Origin of the sequence: Cryobacterium ruanii (genome assembly GCF_004404055.1) — a bacterium.
Taxonomy (GTDB): Bacteria; Actinomycetota; Actinomycetes; order Actinomycetales; family Microbacteriaceae; genus Cryobacterium; species Cryobacterium ruanii.
Genome location: NZ_SOHK01000021.1, coordinates 25007 through 40257, shown reverse-complemented (window position 1 = coordinate 40257; position 15251 = coordinate 25007). Strand labels below are relative to the sequence as shown.

The 15251-nt window shown below is 65.1% G+C and carries 14 protein-coding genes; 10 read left to right on the top strand and 4 right to left on the bottom strand.

Translation table 11 applies throughout. The annotated features are described in order from the left end of the window. Nucleotides 1-48: 48 nt before the first annotated feature. The 7 genes from E3T47_RS13960 (at nucleotide 49) to E3T47_RS13930 (ending at nucleotide 3896) form a co-directional block, all read left to right on the top strand. Nucleotides 49-528 (top strand): Asp23/Gls24 family envelope stress response protein, encoded by a 480-nt coding sequence (locus tag E3T47_RS13960; protein WP_134556665.1) that lies wholly within the window; start codon nucleotides 49-51, stop codon nucleotides 526-528. Continuing rightward, nucleotides 525-719, top strand: coding sequence for a DUF2273 domain-containing protein (locus E3T47_RS13955; RefSeq protein WP_134556664.1), 195 nt, complete (start codon nucleotides 525-527; stop codon nucleotides 717-719). Before E3T47_RS13960 ends, E3T47_RS13955 begins: the two co-directional genes overlap by 4 nt. After that, a complete protein-coding gene (locus E3T47_RS13950; protein ID WP_134556663.1) occupies nucleotides 716-1159 on the top strand; it encodes a hypothetical protein in 444 nt (147 codons plus the stop codon). The genes E3T47_RS13955 and E3T47_RS13950 overlap by 4 nt, the downstream gene beginning before the upstream one ends. Continuing rightward, nucleotides 1156-1740, top strand: coding sequence for a DUF6286 domain-containing protein (locus tag E3T47_RS13945; protein WP_134556662.1), 585 nt, complete (start codon nucleotides 1156-1158; stop codon nucleotides 1738-1740). Before E3T47_RS13950 ends, E3T47_RS13945 begins: the two co-directional genes overlap by 4 nt. Then, nucleotides 1737-2342, top strand: coding sequence for a hypothetical protein (locus tag E3T47_RS13940; RefSeq protein WP_134556661.1), 606 nt, complete (start codon nucleotides 1737-1739; stop codon nucleotides 2340-2342). Before E3T47_RS13945 ends, E3T47_RS13940 begins: the two co-directional genes overlap by 4 nt. Nucleotides 2343-2430: 88 nt before the next feature. Continuing rightward, nucleotides 2431-2604: a CsbD family protein gene (locus E3T47_RS13935; protein ID WP_134556660.1), complete on the top strand. Its 174-nt coding sequence runs from the start codon at nucleotides 2431-2433 to the stop codon at nucleotides 2602-2604. A 233-nt stretch (nucleotides 2605-2837) separates the two neighbouring features. Then, the gene (locus E3T47_RS13930; protein ID WP_134556659.1) at nucleotides 2838-3896 is read left to right on the top strand and encodes a YihY/virulence factor BrkB family protein; all 1059 of its coding nucleotides are present in this window, start codon (nucleotides 2838-2840) and stop codon (nucleotides 3894-3896) included. 42 nt (nucleotides 3897-3938) lie between these two features. Here E3T47_RS13930 and E3T47_RS13925 read toward each other — a convergent pair whose 3' ends face one another. After that, nucleotides 3939-10358, bottom strand: coding sequence for an Ig-like domain-containing protein (locus E3T47_RS13925; RefSeq protein WP_134556658.1), 6420 nt, complete (start codon nucleotides 10356-10358; stop codon nucleotides 3939-3941). Nucleotides 10359-10627: 269 nt separating this feature from the next. Here E3T47_RS13925 and E3T47_RS13920 point away from each other — a divergent pair, with 269 nt between their 5' ends. Then, nucleotides 10628-10894 carry a hypothetical protein gene (locus E3T47_RS13920; RefSeq protein WP_134556657.1) on the top strand — a complete coding sequence of 89 codons (267 nt, stop codon included), beginning with the start codon at nucleotides 10628-10630 and terminating at the stop codon, nucleotides 10892-10894. Between the two features lie 90 nt (nucleotides 10895-10984). After that, on the top strand, nucleotides 10985-11170 hold the full coding sequence (locus E3T47_RS13915) for a hypothetical protein (protein WP_134556656.1): 186 nt from the start codon (nucleotides 10985-10987) through the stop codon (nucleotides 11168-11170). A 92-nt stretch (nucleotides 11171-11262) separates the two neighbouring features. Here E3T47_RS13915 and E3T47_RS13910 read toward each other — a convergent pair whose 3' ends face one another. The 3 genes from E3T47_RS13910 to E3T47_RS13900 all read right to left on the bottom strand — a co-directional run bounded on the left by E3T47_RS13910 (nucleotide 11263) and on the right by E3T47_RS13900 (nucleotide 14907). Next, nucleotides 11263-11781 carry a CarD family transcriptional regulator gene (locus tag E3T47_RS13910; RefSeq protein ID WP_134463214.1) on the bottom strand — a complete coding sequence of 173 codons (519 nt, stop codon included), beginning with the start codon at nucleotides 11779-11781 and terminating at the stop codon, nucleotides 11263-11265. Then, complete coding sequence (locus E3T47_RS13905) at nucleotides 11771-12457, bottom strand: TetR/AcrR family transcriptional regulator (protein WP_134556655.1); 687 nt, start codon at nucleotides 12455-12457, stop codon at nucleotides 11771-11773. Before E3T47_RS13905 ends, E3T47_RS13910 begins: the two co-directional genes overlap by 11 nt. Before the next feature lie 92 nt (nucleotides 12458-12549). After that, nucleotides 12550-14907, bottom strand: coding sequence for a trehalase-like domain-containing protein (locus tag E3T47_RS13900; RefSeq protein WP_134556654.1), 2358 nt, complete (start codon nucleotides 14905-14907; stop codon nucleotides 12550-12552). Between the two features lie 186 nt (nucleotides 14908-15093). Here E3T47_RS13900 and E3T47_RS15995 point away from each other — a divergent pair, with 186 nt between their 5' ends. Then, on the top strand, nucleotides 15094-15243 hold the full coding sequence (locus tag E3T47_RS15995) for a hypothetical protein (protein ID WP_166805727.1): 150 nt from the start codon (nucleotides 15094-15096) through the stop codon (nucleotides 15241-15243). Nucleotides 15244-15251: the final 8 nt, after the last annotated feature.

The window sequence follows — 15251 nt, the reverse complement described above, 5'->3', positions numbered from 1 at the left end:
CAATCCAATCTGGATTGACCATATGGCCCTATCGAAGGAGCTACTTTCATGAACCTCATCGACACCAACGCCACCGCATCTTCGAGCAAGTCCCCGCGTAGCCGCGCACCGATCAGCACACCGCTGGCCGGTGAGTCAGCTACCGGGAGCGGCAAGACTGTCATCAACGACGGCGTCGTAGCCAAGGTGGCCGGTATAGCCGCCCGGGAAGTCTCCGGCGTGCACGCGCTCGGTGGCGGCGCTGCCCGGGCGCTCGGAGCCATTCGTGAAGTCATGAACAACACGGATGTGAGTCAGGGCATCTCGGTGGAAGTTGGTGAAACGCAGGTTGCGGTAGATGTGACCATCGTCGCGGAGTACCCGGTGCAGCTGCAGCAGGTGGCCGGCGATATCCGCTCCAACATTATTCGTGCAATTGAAGACCTGGTAGGTCTCGAGGTCACCGAGGTCAACGTGACGATCGTCGACATCCACCTGCCGAGCGATGACGCCGCCGAGACCGAGCCGAGCAAAGCCGCACTTCGATGACCACCGCGACCCGCACCGGAATGCTGGTCGGAGCGGTCTTAGCGTTGACCTGGGTGATTCTGGGCTTCTGGGCATTCCTGTTCGTGGGCGTGGCCGTACTGGTCGGTGCCCTGGTGGGCCGTGTCGTTGATGGCCGTCTCGACGTGAGCGGCCTGATCGGAGCCTTTCAGGGAAAGCGCTCCTCGTCGTGAACGTGACGACCGATTCCGCGAACTGGTTTCTCGCTGGAGACGCAGAGACGGCAAAAATACCGGCAGACGAGACTCCGACGGCGACGGCGCGCATTTCTCGCGGGCGCACTCGCATCCTGCCGCGGGCGCTGCGTCAGATCGTCGGCATGGTCACCGCCGAATCGCTCGGCGTCACGCCCAACCAGGTCAGCGTAGAACTCGGCGACGACCACGGCGTTCTCACTCTGAGGATCAGCACCCCGATCCGTGTCGTGTCATTGGAGCGCGTCACTCGCGACGCGGCCCTGATCGAGCGTACCGGAGGAACCATCCTCGCGCGCTCGGCCACGTCGCAGACCGCGATCCGTCGCCGCGTCGGTGAACTGACCGGTGCCGACATCGGTCGGGTCACCGTGTGTCTTACCGGCGTGGACCTCACCCCCGAACGGCGGGTGCGATGAGCACTTCGGTGTCGGCGATTTACCGGCGCATCAGCCGCCGGGAACTGCATTCGCCGCGATCCGCCGCGGCGATCACGGTGGCCGTTCTGATCATGCTGCTGTGCGGCTGGCTCGGCACCGAAATAGTGCTGCATCTGATCAGCCAGCCTGCCCTGCTGGCGACGCCCGGCGGCCTTGCCGAGGGCGTCGCATCCGCTTCGACCGCGCCTGTTCCGTTGCTCACCGTTCTCGCCCTCGGATGCGCCCTGGTCGGCCTCATGCTCGTAGCGGTCGCCGTGACACCGGGACGTCGCGCCCGACACCTGATTGATTCCGAGCGCACGGTGACCGTCGTCGATGACGAGGTCATCGCATCCGCTCTGGCCGGGCGCGCAGCGCACGCGGGCGGTGTCGACCCGGACAACACCCGGGTGAGCATCTCACGCCGTCTTGCCACCGTGCATCTCGTGCCGACATCAGGGTTGCCCGTGCACCGCGACACCGTGCTCGGTGCCGTGCGCGAGCAGATCGATGGGCTGAACCTGCGGCCACCCCTGCAGTCCCGGGTTGACGTGGCGCTCGGCGGAAGGGTGGGCACGTGAACAACACCAACCGCGCGCTTAACCGCTGCGTCCTTTTTGTGACCGGGCTAGTGCTGCTGGCCGTGGCCGCTCTGCTCGGCCTTCTCTTAACGCAAGTCACAGTGCAGGACGCCTGGGGCTCTGTTACGGACATGGCTGGCGCCACGGCCGACGGTTGGCTCCAAGCCACGCCGCTAAGAGACACGCAGAATAGCTGGCTCTGGGTCGTCGTCCTCGCTCTGTTACTGGCCGTCGTCGGCCTGCTGCTCAGCTTCATTCTGCGGCAGGGCCGCGGCCATTCCCGCCACCTGATCAGTGAGCACACCACAAACTGGGGCAGCACCCACATCGATTCGGCCGTCGCGGAGCAGGCGCTGCAGGAGGCGCTCGGCAAGCACCCCGAGTTTCTGTCGTCCCGCATCTCCACTTACCGAGTCGCGCGTGAGGCGGTGCTCAAGGTTTCGGTGACCTGTCGTCGTGGCACCTCCCCGACCGACGTCGTGCGCATCGTCGAACGGGCTCTTACCGCCCTCGATGAGCTGCTCGGTGTACCGATCCCCACCCTGCTGCAGATCAGCGGAGGCTTCCGGGTGCGCACCAGCCGCACCGCGCGCATCCGTTGAATAACTGTGGATGCCTCTTCCCCAATTCATGTTCGGCGCTTCCGCGTCGAACACCGCCCCAGAAACACCTCACGAAAGAGAGAACACAATGAGTGCATCGGACAAGATCAAAAACGCCGCGCAGGACCTCAAGGGTAAGGCCACCGAGGCCGTCGGCAAGGTCACCAATGACAATTCCAAGGTCGCCGAAGGCCGCGCCGACCAGACCTCCGCAAGCGCAAAGAAAGTCGGTGAAGACGTCAAGGACGTCTTCAGGAACTAGTCCTACCCGGTGCGCGGCGGGCGCTGAGGCGTGGCGTGCACCCGGCGCGAACTCGGCGGCGATGTCAACGCGCTCGCTGACAAGGTGAAGTCAGCCTTCGGGTTGGTGTCATAGCATCCTGCGCTCGCCACACGATGAGATTAACAAAAGCGCAGTACGTTCTCAGCGCCGGGGATCGCGGTCGCCCTACCGCACCGCGACCCCCGGCTTCTATCGAACTAAGCAGGAGACCCATGGTTGACAACGGGCAGAACCAGGAACTCGCCGATGCCCCGGCCCCCGACGATGCCCGCAAGCCCGGCTCCCCGACGGAGGTCACCAAAACATCGTGGAAATACATCTTCAAGCGCACCCTGAGCGAATTCGGAACCGACCAGTGCACCGACATTGCGGCGTCGCTCACCTATTACGCCGTGCTGTCGCTGTTTCCGGCGCTCATCGCCCTGGTCTCGCTTCTGGGAGTATTCGGGCAGGGAAAGCAGTCAGCCGACACCCTTCTGACCATCCTCGCCTCGGTCGCCCCTGGCGACGCCCTGGAGGTCATTCGCGGTCCGATCGAACAGTTCAGCACCTCGCCGTCGGCCGGGTTCGCCCTGGTCGCGGGGATCGCAGTGGCGATCTGGTCGGCATCCGGTTATGTCGGAGCCTTCAGCCGCGCCATGAACCGCATCTACGAGATCGACGAGGGTCGCACCTTTCTCAAGCTCAAGCCGACCCAGTTACTCGTGACCGTCATCGGCATCGCCCTGCTGCTCGTGGTAGTGCTGATCCTGGCCATTTCCGGCCCCATAACGGATGCCATCGGCGCGGCCCTCGGGCTCGGCGAGACCGTGCAGGTGGTCTGGTCCATTGCCAAGTGGCCGCTGCTCGCCGCGACTGTTGTGCTGCTGATCGCGGTGCTGTATTACTTCACGCCGAACGTGCGTCAGCCAAAGTTTCGCTGGATGAGTCTCGGTGCGCTGGTCGCCCTCATAGCAATCGTCATTGCTTCCCTAGGATTCGGTTTCTATGTCACGACGTTTTCGGACTACGCCAAAACGTACGGCTCGCTGGCCGGCATCGTGATCTTTCTGCTCTGGCTGTGGCTGACCAACCTCGCCCTGCTGTTCGGGGCGGAGTTCGACGCCGAACTCGAACGCGGACGTCAGCTGCAGGCGGGAATCGCCGCCGAGCAGAACATACAGCTGCCGCCGCGCGGCACCAAGAAGATCCAGAAGGCCGCCCTGAAGGAGATGCAGACCGTCGCCGACGGCCGTCGCATGCGCAAGGCGAACGCCGACCTGCGCCCCTGACGCATTCCCACGATCTGTCCCCCCGGCCCTGGCCCGGTTTAATCACCTCCAGCCCGCGGTCTCCATACCCTTGACCATGCAGCCACCAACATCGTCGGCGATGCTGTTCCAGCCGACCGCTGCGCCGCGTGTCAGCATATTCAGGTTGGAACCGAAAATGTTCGCCATATCCTGACCCTGACCGATCACCCCCATCATCGATGCTGCTCCACTGCGCCCACTGTTCTTGAGGGCGCTCTCTAATCGATCGGAGATTTGATCGGTGATCGCACCGGTCGCCATATCTGCTCCATCGGCCACTAGTTCATCGTCGATGGGGAGTTCAGCAATTCCCGCACCGCTCGACCAAGACTGCATGCAGGTCGACAACATGCTCACCATGGCTATCTGACTGGTGATGATCGCGACGCCCTCGTCGAAGCCGTCGAGCACTTTGCCCTCCACGCCCAGGGCGTGCAGGCCGGTGGAAACTCCCTGGAGGGCGAGCGCGATCCCCTGCACGACGACCAGCTCCGCCATGAGCACGCCCGTGGCAAAAGTCACCAGGTAGGTCAGACCTCGCTGGGCGAGATTGCTGACCACATTGAACGCCATTTCCTCATTGCTGATTCGCGCTATGTCGACACTCGGCGAGCGGTCCTCTGAAGCAATCACCCATGCCGTCGTGCCCTTCGACTGGGCGACGTTCGTCCACTTGAGAAAATCGCCGCTCTCCGTTGGAGAAAATTGCACCTGCACGACGGTTCCCCGAAGATACCGGTTGCTCGCCCCACCCGGACAGTTCGCTACGGTCGTCAACGACACGTTCTCGCCCACCGAGACCGTGTGACAGACCTGCTTCAGGGCAAGCGGCAGCCCCACCCGGCGCGTGATGTCCCCCTGGGAATTCAGGGTGACGGATGCTCCGGTGCTCGCCCCACCGTTCAACTGTGAGTAGGTGTAGTTGCCCGTGCTGGTCAACCCGATACCGACCGTGCGCCCGGGTCGTGCCCAGCCGGGCGGGCACCCGCCATCGTCGGCGACGATCTTATTCATGGTCCCCAGCGGCATCCAGCTGGATGCGCCGGAGTCGTCCTGCACGCTGGCAGACAGTCCCAGTTCCGCGCAGTATTCCAGGCGCGGCGAGTAAAAGCGAAGCGTATGGACGTCGGGCACGTCCAGCTGCATGCGAATGTACGATCTGCCGTCCGGTGCCGGCTGAAGTCGAGAATCCTGCCCGTCATGAGTTTCGACCGAGAAGAACGGCATCAGATTCGGCGCGTTCAACGAGAATTGTGCGTCGAGATACCCGGATTGCCATTCACTCCACTGGCCCGGCATGCAAAACGGCTCGGCCGTGTCCGACACGATGGTGACTCCGCCGCCCTGCGGCAGGGCGACCGGTACCCGACAGCTGTCCGAATACCAGTTGGCGTTGATGGTCAGGGCGCCGACGACCTTGGTGAGGTCAATGGTGGGGCCCGTGCCGGAACGGTCGACGCCGGCCGTCGCAACAGCGCCGCGATTGCTCGTACTCCAGGTGACATGAGACGAACCGTTGCGGCCGTAACTGATCTGGGTATAGGTCGTGCCGAAGGTAAGCGTTCCGGTTGCGAGCACGGAGTCCGTTGTGCTGTGAATGGAATAGGCACCGACTGCTTCTTGCGACGAGCGCGAAGCGATTCCGCCGCACCCGGTTTCACGGTCGTGATCCAGGTTCGAGACGTTGACGGGAGTGCCAGTGCGCGTGTCCAGGGAATATGACGTTCCGATGGGCGACGAAGCAATACTGGTGATCGCCACGCAGCGCACCTCGGCGAAGATGGCCCCGTATCGAGCGGGCTTCACCACCGTGACCTGCTGTGTCAACGACACTGGAGGTGTTGTCTTGCTCGCTACGGCACGTATTTTGAACGCGGGGTCGAAGAATTTGCAGGCACCGGATACCTCCCACGAGCAGTTGTTGTCGGCCTCAGAGAACGCGGCCAGAAACGTGCCGGTAGCTGCGGTGGCCTTGAGGGTCAGCTGCGTGCCGGGCACGTACCCGGCCGTTCCCGACGCATCCGTGCAGGCACCGGAATAGGGTGTGAAGTGTGCGGTAGTGTCGGGCCGACTCGACGACTGCACCACGACGGTGCCGCCCTTGCCGCTCACCATCGAGATGGAAATACAGTCGCGCACCTTGAATTTTGCCGTCACGGTGCGGTCCTGGTCCATCACGACGTGGGCGAACGCCGGGTTCGCTGCCTCCCGCTGCGCCCCGTCGAAGGATAACAGGTCGAGTGCCGGTCGCTCCCAGCTGGTTGCTCCCCGGTTTTCGGTGTTGTGGATCGCGTAGAGCTCCACCACCGTGCCGGCGGCGTAGCGCGGCGCACCGGCTTCTTTCTCACGGAGTTCGGTCTCGGTGGCGCCGTCGGGGCTGGCACAGTTGGGTTTAGTGAACGACACGAGGCGGCCCGGGTCGTAGGCCGTGGTGGTATTCGGGTTCAGGGTCAGGGTGAAACATTGCGGGTAGTACTGAGTCAGCGGCCACGCTCGCATCACGCCCTGCAGACGCACCGAGATCGTGGCGTCGCCGTGGCTTCCGCGAGCCCATTGGGCACCCTCGAACCACCAGCCGGTGCGCACGAAATTGGGGGCCGGGGCATCCGCTGTGATCGTCACGATGCTGCCGGTCAGAATGCCCTGCATCGACCCGCGCTGGCACGCCGTCGCCTCGCTCAGGTCGAGGGAGGCGTGCGAGGCGACCGCTGTGACGCAGGCCCGGGTAATGACCCTGCCGTCTTGTCGCTGTGCGGGGGCATCGTCGAAGGGCGCAAACACCGTCGAATAGGGCTGATAGGTATCCGTCGTGCCCCAGACACGATTCGGCACGACAATGACGCAGCTTCCAGCCAGTGCCGGACCAGCGCACCGGTTGGCACCGATCGTCGCCTCCACCAGGCCCGCGGCGGGGGCGCCCGAAGTCGTCACGGCCCAGCTCACCGTGACCGGTTCACCTTCAATCCAGTGTGCAGGCAGCGGGTCGTAGCTGGTCGTCAAGATACTGTAACGCGCGGCAGCCTCAAAGCTGACGTTGGATGATTCCGCGGGAAGGTACTGGTCGTCGCCGGAGTACTGCGCGACGGCGACGTTCTCCCCCGCGCGCACGGCCCAGGCCGGGAAGGTGCACGGTGCATTGGGTGCAGCAACGCAGATTGCGCCGGACGGCGACAGCGTCACGCTGACCGTTCCAGCGTTCAGGACGCTGCTCGTCACGCTGCCCATTACGGGAGTCACGGTGAGCGATTCGCTGACAATGGCGTTGTGAATCGGCATGACGTAGACGTAGGTCGACCGCTTGCCCACATAGAACGTCGTCGAGACGGTGGCCGGCCCGGTGTCGATCCCGTCGCCGGTCATCGTCGCGGTCATGGCCAGCCAGCCGGCCGAGGCCGTGGGCACGTCAACGGCGCCGGTGAAGGCATCCGTGCCGTTGGACCGCCACAGATTGACCGGGTAGTCGACGTCGTCGACCGTGACCGTGGCAACGATTCGGGTGGATTCGCCCGGCAGGCCGAACGGAACCGCAGCCGTCACGGTCACGGTGGCCAGGCCACCGGCCGTGACCGGCGCGGCGCTGACCGAGAGGTAGGTGGTCGGAGCCGCCAGGGTCAGGTCGAATGCCGCACCGTTCACAGTCTGGTCGAGCGGGCCGTAGATCGCTCGGGCATGCAACTGGGCGAGTCCGCCGCGCAGGGTTGACACCGTGAGCGAGCCCACCAATCCGTTGGCACCGGCGACCAGCGTGACCGTTCCGAGGCCGCGACCGGCGGCATCCACTATGACCGCTGCGGTGCCCGCGGCCAATCCCGGCGTTCCCGAGGCGAGGGTGTGCGCGGTGACGACGAGGTGCACGGGTGCTCCGGCGCGCAACGAGCCCGTGGGCGTGTCAGTGGTGATCCGCAGGTCGGGTACTTCGGCGGGCAGAACGGTGGCCGTGAGGGTGTCGGAGACGGTCGGCGCTAGGCCGCTCACGGTCGTGTAGGTGACCTCGACGACGATCGGATGCTCGCCAGCCACCAGGGTGGACCAGTCCAGCGATCCCGTGCCCGCGTCATTCAGCGCGATCGTTCCGAGCGACGAGCGGCCGCCGTAGACAGAGTCGTACACGGTGACGCTTTCTACCAGGCCGACCGGCACGTCGGCCAGCGTTACCCCCACCGAGAGTGTCGTGCCGATGCGCGGTTCGGTCGGCAGGGTGACCGCGAGGGCCGGTATGTAGGAGGCCACAACCAGGTCAGGCAGGTACGTCTGTCGGGCCAGGTAGAGCGCATCGCCCTCATACTGCGCGTAGTAGTAGATCTGCCCACTGACGGCGGCAATCTTCATCTTCAGGGCGCCGTCTACCAGATACCCACGCCCCACCGGCACGTAGCGGGAATCGACGATCTGCACCCAGCCCGACGGCGCAGGCAGACCGGCCGCGGCCGTGTAGCTCAGTTCAAGCCATGAATCTTCGACCGTGAGATCGCCGTACCAGCGAGAGCTAGGCCACGGCGCGTTGGCGGGTATGACCGCCGCCGTGACGTCGCCGCTCGATGACCAGAGATGGGTATAGGGCGCGGCAACCTGAGAATAGTCGGCACGAACGACGAAGTCGACGACCGTGGTCGGGGTGTATCGGATGCTCGCCTGCCCGTTTACGTCGACTGCGACCGCGCCCAGGTCGTTGCCGTTTACATAGAACTTCATCTGCCCGGCCACGACCCCCGCGTTCGTCGCGGACGAGCTGGCCGTGGCGGTGAGGGTGACGGGGCTGCCCACCGTGGCGGGCGTGGCGGTCAGGGCGACCGTTGTGGGAGCACGGTCGACGTTGATCATGTACTCATCGGTACCGGCGGCATTGCTGGTATCGGTGCCGACCACTTCGGCCCGGTACGTGTGTGTTCCAAAGCCGAGCTTTTTCGTCAGGTCTAGGGTGAGTGTCGCTGCGCCGTTCGTGACGGTGAAATCAGCGGAGGCCGCGATCGGACTGTCGCGGGAGGTCCCGTCCCGCACGATCAGGGTGCGTGGGCCGTCGAGTTCACCGGTCACTGACGCTTCGATCGAGTGGCTTTCTCCCCACGTGATCGACTCGTTCCACGAGGGCGTGGCCATAATGTACAGACTCGTCATCGCCTTGCCCAGATCGACCGAAATGGAGTCTTCCGAGGGCTCGAACTGCCCGGTTGGAATGTAGACGAAGCGTAACGGGACTGTGCCAGGAGACAGGCCGTCCGTCGGCACGACGACCCAGGTCAGGTTGTCGGTATTGACGGTCGTCACCAGGGTGGCTCCGCTGTAGACCTCGACGGTTCCGGTGACGGTGACGGGATTGCCGTTGGAGGTCATGTACACGTGGAACGTCATGTCGCTGCCAACGCGGGACTGGTTCAGCTCGTAGACGGCCATCGTCGTCGGCGTTGTGGTTGTCGTCGCGAACGCGGGTGTGGCCACGAAAGTCGAGCACAGTGCGAGCACGGTCACCATGGCCGTGCGACGCATGGCCGGCGTGGCACGGCGCAGAAAGTCGGCGTAACGGGAACGCAGGCCGACGCGCCCGGCGCTGACTGCGGCATCCGTTCGGCCGGGCAAACTGGGCGGGCTGAGCACCGCGATGGCCGCGCCGGAAAAGATCAGCAGCACGGCCAGGGCAAAGGCGAGCACGAGAGTGCCGCCGATGAACCCGGCGGAAGTCGGCTCGGTCGCACCCGCCTGCACGCCCGACGATACGGTGGAGCCGCCCCAAGTGAGCACGGCCGACACGGGGGCTACGACCAGAACGAGTCGCAGCAGGGAGCGCTTCTGGTGGCATACCCCATCGATTGCTGATCGCAGGAGCGACCGAACAGTACACGGCCGGGCCAGGCTGGCAGGGAACAAGGCGATCAGGGCGGCCAGTGCCGCCAGCAGGGGAAGGAAGGGGATCGCCCAGAGCAGGGCGCGACGCACTCCGGGGGAGGTGCGAGACCGCCCGACGTGCACTTCCGGCGCACCGCGGCGGTATCGCACGTGGAGCACGACGGCGAGCACAAGCGCTGCCCCGGTGACCGGCGCCCATGCGAGCAGCGTGACGAGAACGACGATGACGAGCAGTGCCAGGGCGCCCAGCAGACGCGGAAGCGTCGCTAGGGCTCCGGCGAGGGCACGGCGAAGCGGCCGTTTCTCGTAGGCGTACGCGTCGGAGTGCAGTTGGGCGATGACGAGCACGCCGACCAGGACAGCCAGCACCGCGGAGCCGTAGAGGATGACGTTGATACCGATGGACTGGGCCAGGGCACCGGTGGGCGTGGTCGCCAGCGCCGCCCCAGCGGCCAGGCCGAACAGCAGCACGACGACCATGGCAAAGACGGGAGCCGCGATGACGGCCAGTATCGCCAGCGCCGCGGACCGGGCCAGGACGGCGGGGGTGAGGCTTCGAACTGCACGCGTGCGAATGGTCGTGGGAATGGGCGCACTCATGTGAAACCTATCTGCGGTACTCAGCACCCGACCCCGTCGGGTGCTGATGTGGAGCTCTGTGACGACGGATGCCGGTGCAGAGAATTCGTCGAATTGACAGAGTGCACGACAGGCCACGAGCGAAAAAATAACGCTTCTTCGTACAGTAGCGAGCTTGAAGGCCAACGCGTATGACCCAGTTGTGGGCTGTACAGGGAGTTGTCGAGCGGCTGGTTGGATAGCAGCACATGTTTGTCCGACGACACGGTCGATCCGTTCAGGAGGCACAAGTGCAACTGCTTTGCGCACTGCTCCTCAGCGGCATCATCCTGACCGTCGGGCTGTCGGTCGCGCTGCCGGACGCGACGCTGGTGGCGGGCGGTCTCACGATCACCGCCGCCGCGGTGGGCCTGGCACTGGTCAACCGCAGCCAGCGCATCATTGCGGGGGTGCTGATCGGCCTCGGTGTCTGCGGATGCTTCTTCCCCTGTTCGACCTGCCGCTGCCGGTGTCCGAGTTCACCGTTTCCGTCGCCTGGGCGATGCTGCTCACCATGATTTTGCTGGCGCTCATCGGGGTGCACCCGGTAGTGTCACTTGCGATCGTCGCGGCGCTGGCACATCCGCTGAACCGACCCGACCCCGTTCGTGCTCGCCGCGTGCATCGGCTGGGGAGTGTCGAAGGCGGTCGGTCCGATCACCGGCCTGACCGTGCTGCTCAGTGCCCGGTACGGCATCGGCGGCATCACCCTCACCCGTCGCAACCTGGTCTACCTCGCCGCCGTGCCGGTCGCCGCATGGCCGGCGCTGCTGCTTTGCGCCGCACTGGACTAGCGATCGGGCGCGCTCAAGTGGATGCCGCGTTAACACCTCAAACAGGTGCACCCCCGTGCGCGAGGCGAACGGGGGTGCACTCTGGTGTCAGATTAAACGGTGACTTCGACCGGCTCGTCGCTGACGACGTAGTTCTGAATCTCGATCAGCAGCAGGTCGCCGGCTTCCTGGTCGGTCAGGCCCTGGGCCAGCGCGAGTTCGGAAACGAGGATCTGCCGGGCCTTTTCGAGCATCCGCTTTTCGCCGGCAGAGACACCCTTGTCCTGGTCGCGGCGCCACAGGTCGCGCACGACCTCGCTGACGCGGTAGACGCTGCCGCTGGCCATCTTCTCCTGGTTGGCCTTATAGCGGCGTGACCAGTTGCCGGGCTCTTCGGTGAAGGCGTTCTGTAGAATTTCGTATACGGCGCTGACACCCGCGGCGTCGATGACGTCGCGCACGCCGACGAGCTCGACGTTGTCGACCGGCAGCTGAATGGTCAGCGCGCTCGTGTGCACGTTGAGGGTCATGAACTGCTTCTCGACACCCTTGATGGTGCGGGTCGCGAGAGCAGTGATGGTTACCGCTCCGTGGTGCGGGTAGACCAGGGTTTCGCCGATTTCAATCTTCATAAGGTGCGCCTTCAGGGTTGTGTGGTGATGCAACGCGAACCGGCGTTGCGCTTGAGATTGGGGATTCGAGTAGCCAGCCGGGCAACAGCGCCGCGAGCTGGTCGACGAGTTCGTCGTCGGAGACGTCGAGGTGACCGCGCATCCAGGCGCCGATCAGGGTGAGGGCGCCGCCGGCAATGTAGGTCGTAACCAACTCGGCGTTCACTGTGTCGTCGAAGACGAGCACCGACTCGAGCATGCGGGTAGCGTACGCCTCGATGATCTGGTCGTGCGCGCTGCGCGTTAACGGCAGCTCGAGCACGCTCGCGTATAGGGGAAAATTCTCGACCATATGCGCGACGACGCGGGCATAACCAATGCGGGCAGCGTTCTCGCCGGTGCGCGGCCGCGGCAGGTCGAGCCCGGCCGAACCGATGTCGGCGAACTGCGCCTGCAGCAGCTCGGCTGCGAGCACGTCGAGGCTCGCAAAGTGCGCGTAGAAGGAACTGCGGCTGATGCCGGCTAGGCGCACGATCTCGGCCACCGAAACGGCTGCCGCCGGCTGGGCGATCAGCGCACGGATGGCCGTGAGAATGAGCTGCCTGGTGCGCTCAGCCCGGGGGTCATGTTTCGATTCGCCGTGAGCATCGAGCTGCACCGCGCCCGCCGGCAGGCGGGGGGCGGTCAGCGAAATCATTAGACAATACTAACACTTTTCGGACACATGTCCGAGAGTGTTGCACCGTTTCACGGCAGACTCCCACGAAGCCCGCGAATGCGCGCCCGAATTCAGCTCTCCCGGCATTCGTCGAGCAGTTGCGCACAGCGGATGAAGCCGAGGTGCGAGTAGGCCTGCGGGTGGTTGCCCAGATGGGTTTCGGTGGCCGGGTCGAACTCCTCGGAGAGCAGACCGGTCGGGCCGGCCAGGGCGATCAGCTGGTTGAACAGGGCTTCGGCCTCGTCGAGGCGCCCAGTGAGCACGTAGGCCTCGATCAGCCAGGTGGTGCAGATGTGAAAGCCACCCTCCAAGCCGGGCAGACCGTCGTCATAACGGTAACGGAACACCGTCGGCCCCACGCGCAGCTCGCGCTCCACCGCGCTCACGGTCAGCTGAAAACGCTCGTCGGTCACGTCAAGAAGGCCTGACAGACCGATGTGCAGCACGGCGGCGTCGAGGTCGGGGCTGTCGTAGGCCACGGTGTACGACTGGGCTTCCTCACTCCAGCCCTCGCGCAGCACCTCCTCGCGAATGGTGGCGGCGAGCAGGGCCCAGCCCTCGCCCACGTCGCGCCCGTGCCGCACCGCGGTGCGAATGGCGCGGTCGACGGTCACCCAGCACATGGTCTTCGTATAGGTATGGTGCCGCGGCGAGCGCCGGGCCTCCCAGATGCCGTGATCGGATTCCTGCCAGCGACTCGTGACGGCGTCGACCATTTCGGTGAGCAGGTGCCACTGAAAGTCCGAGAGGGTTCCCTGCCGGGCGCTGAGCGTGTCGATCAGTTCGGCGACCGGTCCGAACACGTCGATCTGCACTTGGTTGTCGGCGGCGTTTCCGATGCGCACCGGCCGGGAGCCGGCGTAGCCCGGCAGTGACTCGAGACTCGCCTCGGTCGACAGCGACGAGCCGGTGACCGAGTAGAGCGGATGCAACCACTGCGCGCCGGGACTGTCGTCCACGACCCCGGCCAGCCAGCGCAGAAACCCGTCCGCCTCATCGGTCGAGCCGAGGTCGACGAGTGCCTTGACCGTCATCGAACCGTCGCGCAACCAGCAGTAGCGGTAGTCCCAGTTGCGGGTGCCGCCGATCCCCTCGGGCAGGGAGGTGGTCGAGGCGGCGAGCACCGCACCGGTCGGTTCGTAGCAGAGGGCGCGCAGCACGAGGGCTGAGCGCCCGACGAGCGAGGGCTTTACGCTCGGCAGTGTCAGGGAATTCACCCAGGCACGCGAGTCGTTCATGACCGCGCCGCGCCTCGCAGCCTCGCCGGAGGCATCCGCTGTATACGGCTCAGTATCGCCGCAACGCAGGTTGAGCATGACAGCGCCCTGCGAGAGGTCGACGACGGCGGTTGCCGTTTCGTTGCGGCCGTCGCTCGTGACGGTGAATTCGACGCCCGCCGCCGAGAGCACGATCGGGTCGAGGGTGCCGGTGATGGTGACCATGCCGTCGGTAGCATGCATATTGAAGTAAGCAACGGCGTAATCGGGCCGGGGCGCGAACACGATGCGGGCCAGCCCGGTGCCGGTGAGCTTGCGCACCAGGTTGGTGATGCCGAGCGGTGAGGGCTCGATGTAGTCGGTCACGGTGACGTCGGCCCATCGGGTTTCGACGATCATGGTGTTGTCGACGTAACGCTGGCCGAGCACGCGGCTTCTCTTCACCGGTTCGATCGAGAAGTGCCCGGCCTCTTCGCTGCCGAGAATACTGGCGAACAACGAGCCGGAGTCGGGCAGCGGATGCGTCATCCAGCAGATGCGGGCTTCCGGCGTAACGAGGGCGGTCGAGGTGCCGTCACCGAGCATGGAGTGGCGTTCGATGGCCACGACGTGCTGGCCGAACAGCCAGTCCTTGCGCAGTTCGAACAGCAGGGCCAAAATCTGAGCAAGCTTTTCGGGGCCGCTGATGCGGTGCGCGGCGACGGATTCGTCGTCGCCGATGCGAATGCCGAGGTCGGGGCCGTGCAGGGTGTTCATGGCCATTTCGTCGCTCGCGGCATCGCCGGCGAAGAAGGCTGCGCTGACGCCGAGCCGGGTACGCAAGCGGTCGAGGGCCACACCGGCGTCCTGGGAGTCATCGTCATGCTCTGGGGCGTCGAAAAATTCGGAGTCGAATTCGGCGCCGTTCGACCCGACCAGGTGCACCTCGCGGGGCAGCCGAGAATCCGCGGCGAGGTCGCGCAGCGGTCGCCCCGACATGACGGCCGTATGAGTGTTCGGCAGGGCCGCGAGGGCGCGGAGCGCGGTCGCTGACTCCGCCAGCAGCACCGACGGCACGTCGGAGGCGACGTGGTGCGAGAGCGTGCCGCCGTAGTTGCAGGCCACCAGCAGGGAGGGCGTACGGGCGAGCTGCTGGAGATCCTGCAGAATTTCACTCGACAGCCCCGTCAATGTGGGTGGAAGGTCTTTGGAGAGATTCATGCGATGGGGCATCTGAAGTTCCTTGCAGAGGGGCGTCGACCGGTTGCCAGACCTAGGAGACGTTACCATTTGTCAACGACTGCCCGGCCGGGAACGCACCTTCTCGCTGGCTGTTGTCAGTTCGGCGCGGGCCCGCGACCCAATAGCCTGCAGCCACGACCGCATTTTTCGGTTCGTGATCTTCAGCAGGTGGGTGACATGGCAACAAGGTGGGCGCGATTCGCGCGCGGCTGGCTGACCGCCGTCGTGGCCGTGCTCGTCGCTCCTCTGTCCCCGCGCCAGACTCCCACCGAAGGCTGCACCTGGCCCTCGACGCGGCGGGCGCGCAAGCCCTGGGTGCGTACCTGATCGGGGAA

Coding starts and splice junctions, on each gene's coding strand:
- E3T47_RS13960 (WP_134556665.1), top strand. CDS start 49: ATGAACCTCATCGACACCAACGCCACCGCATCTTCGAGCAAGTCCCCG.
- E3T47_RS13925 (WP_134556658.1), bottom strand. CDS start 10,358: ATGAGTGCGCCCATTCCCACGACCATTCGCACGCGTGCAGTTCGAAGC.
- E3T47_RS13900 (WP_134556654.1), bottom strand. CDS start 14,907: ATGCCCCATCGCATGAATCTCTCCAAAGACCTTCCACCCACATTGACG.
- E3T47_RS13955 (WP_134556664.1), top strand. CDS start 525: ATGACCACCGCGACCCGCACCGGAATGCTGGTCGGAGCGGTCTTAGCG.
- E3T47_RS13910 (WP_134463214.1), bottom strand. CDS start 11,781: ATGAAGATTGAAATCGGCGAAACCCTGGTCTACCCGCACCACGGAGCG.
- E3T47_RS13905 (WP_134556655.1), bottom strand. CDS start 12,457: ATGATTTCGCTGACCGCCCCCCGCCTGCCGGCGGGCGCGGTGCAGCTC.
- E3T47_RS13930 (WP_134556659.1), top strand. CDS start 2,838: ATGGTTGACAACGGGCAGAACCAGGAACTCGCCGATGCCCCGGCCCCC.
- E3T47_RS13935 (WP_134556660.1), top strand. CDS start 2,431: ATGAGTGCATCGGACAAGATCAAAAACGCCGCGCAGGACCTCAAGGGT.
- E3T47_RS13945 (WP_134556662.1), top strand. CDS start 1,156: ATGAGCACTTCGGTGTCGGCGATTTACCGGCGCATCAGCCGCCGGGAA.
- E3T47_RS15995 (WP_166805727.1), top strand. CDS start 15,094: ATGGCAACAAGGTGGGCGCGATTCGCGCGCGGCTGGCTGACCGCCGTC.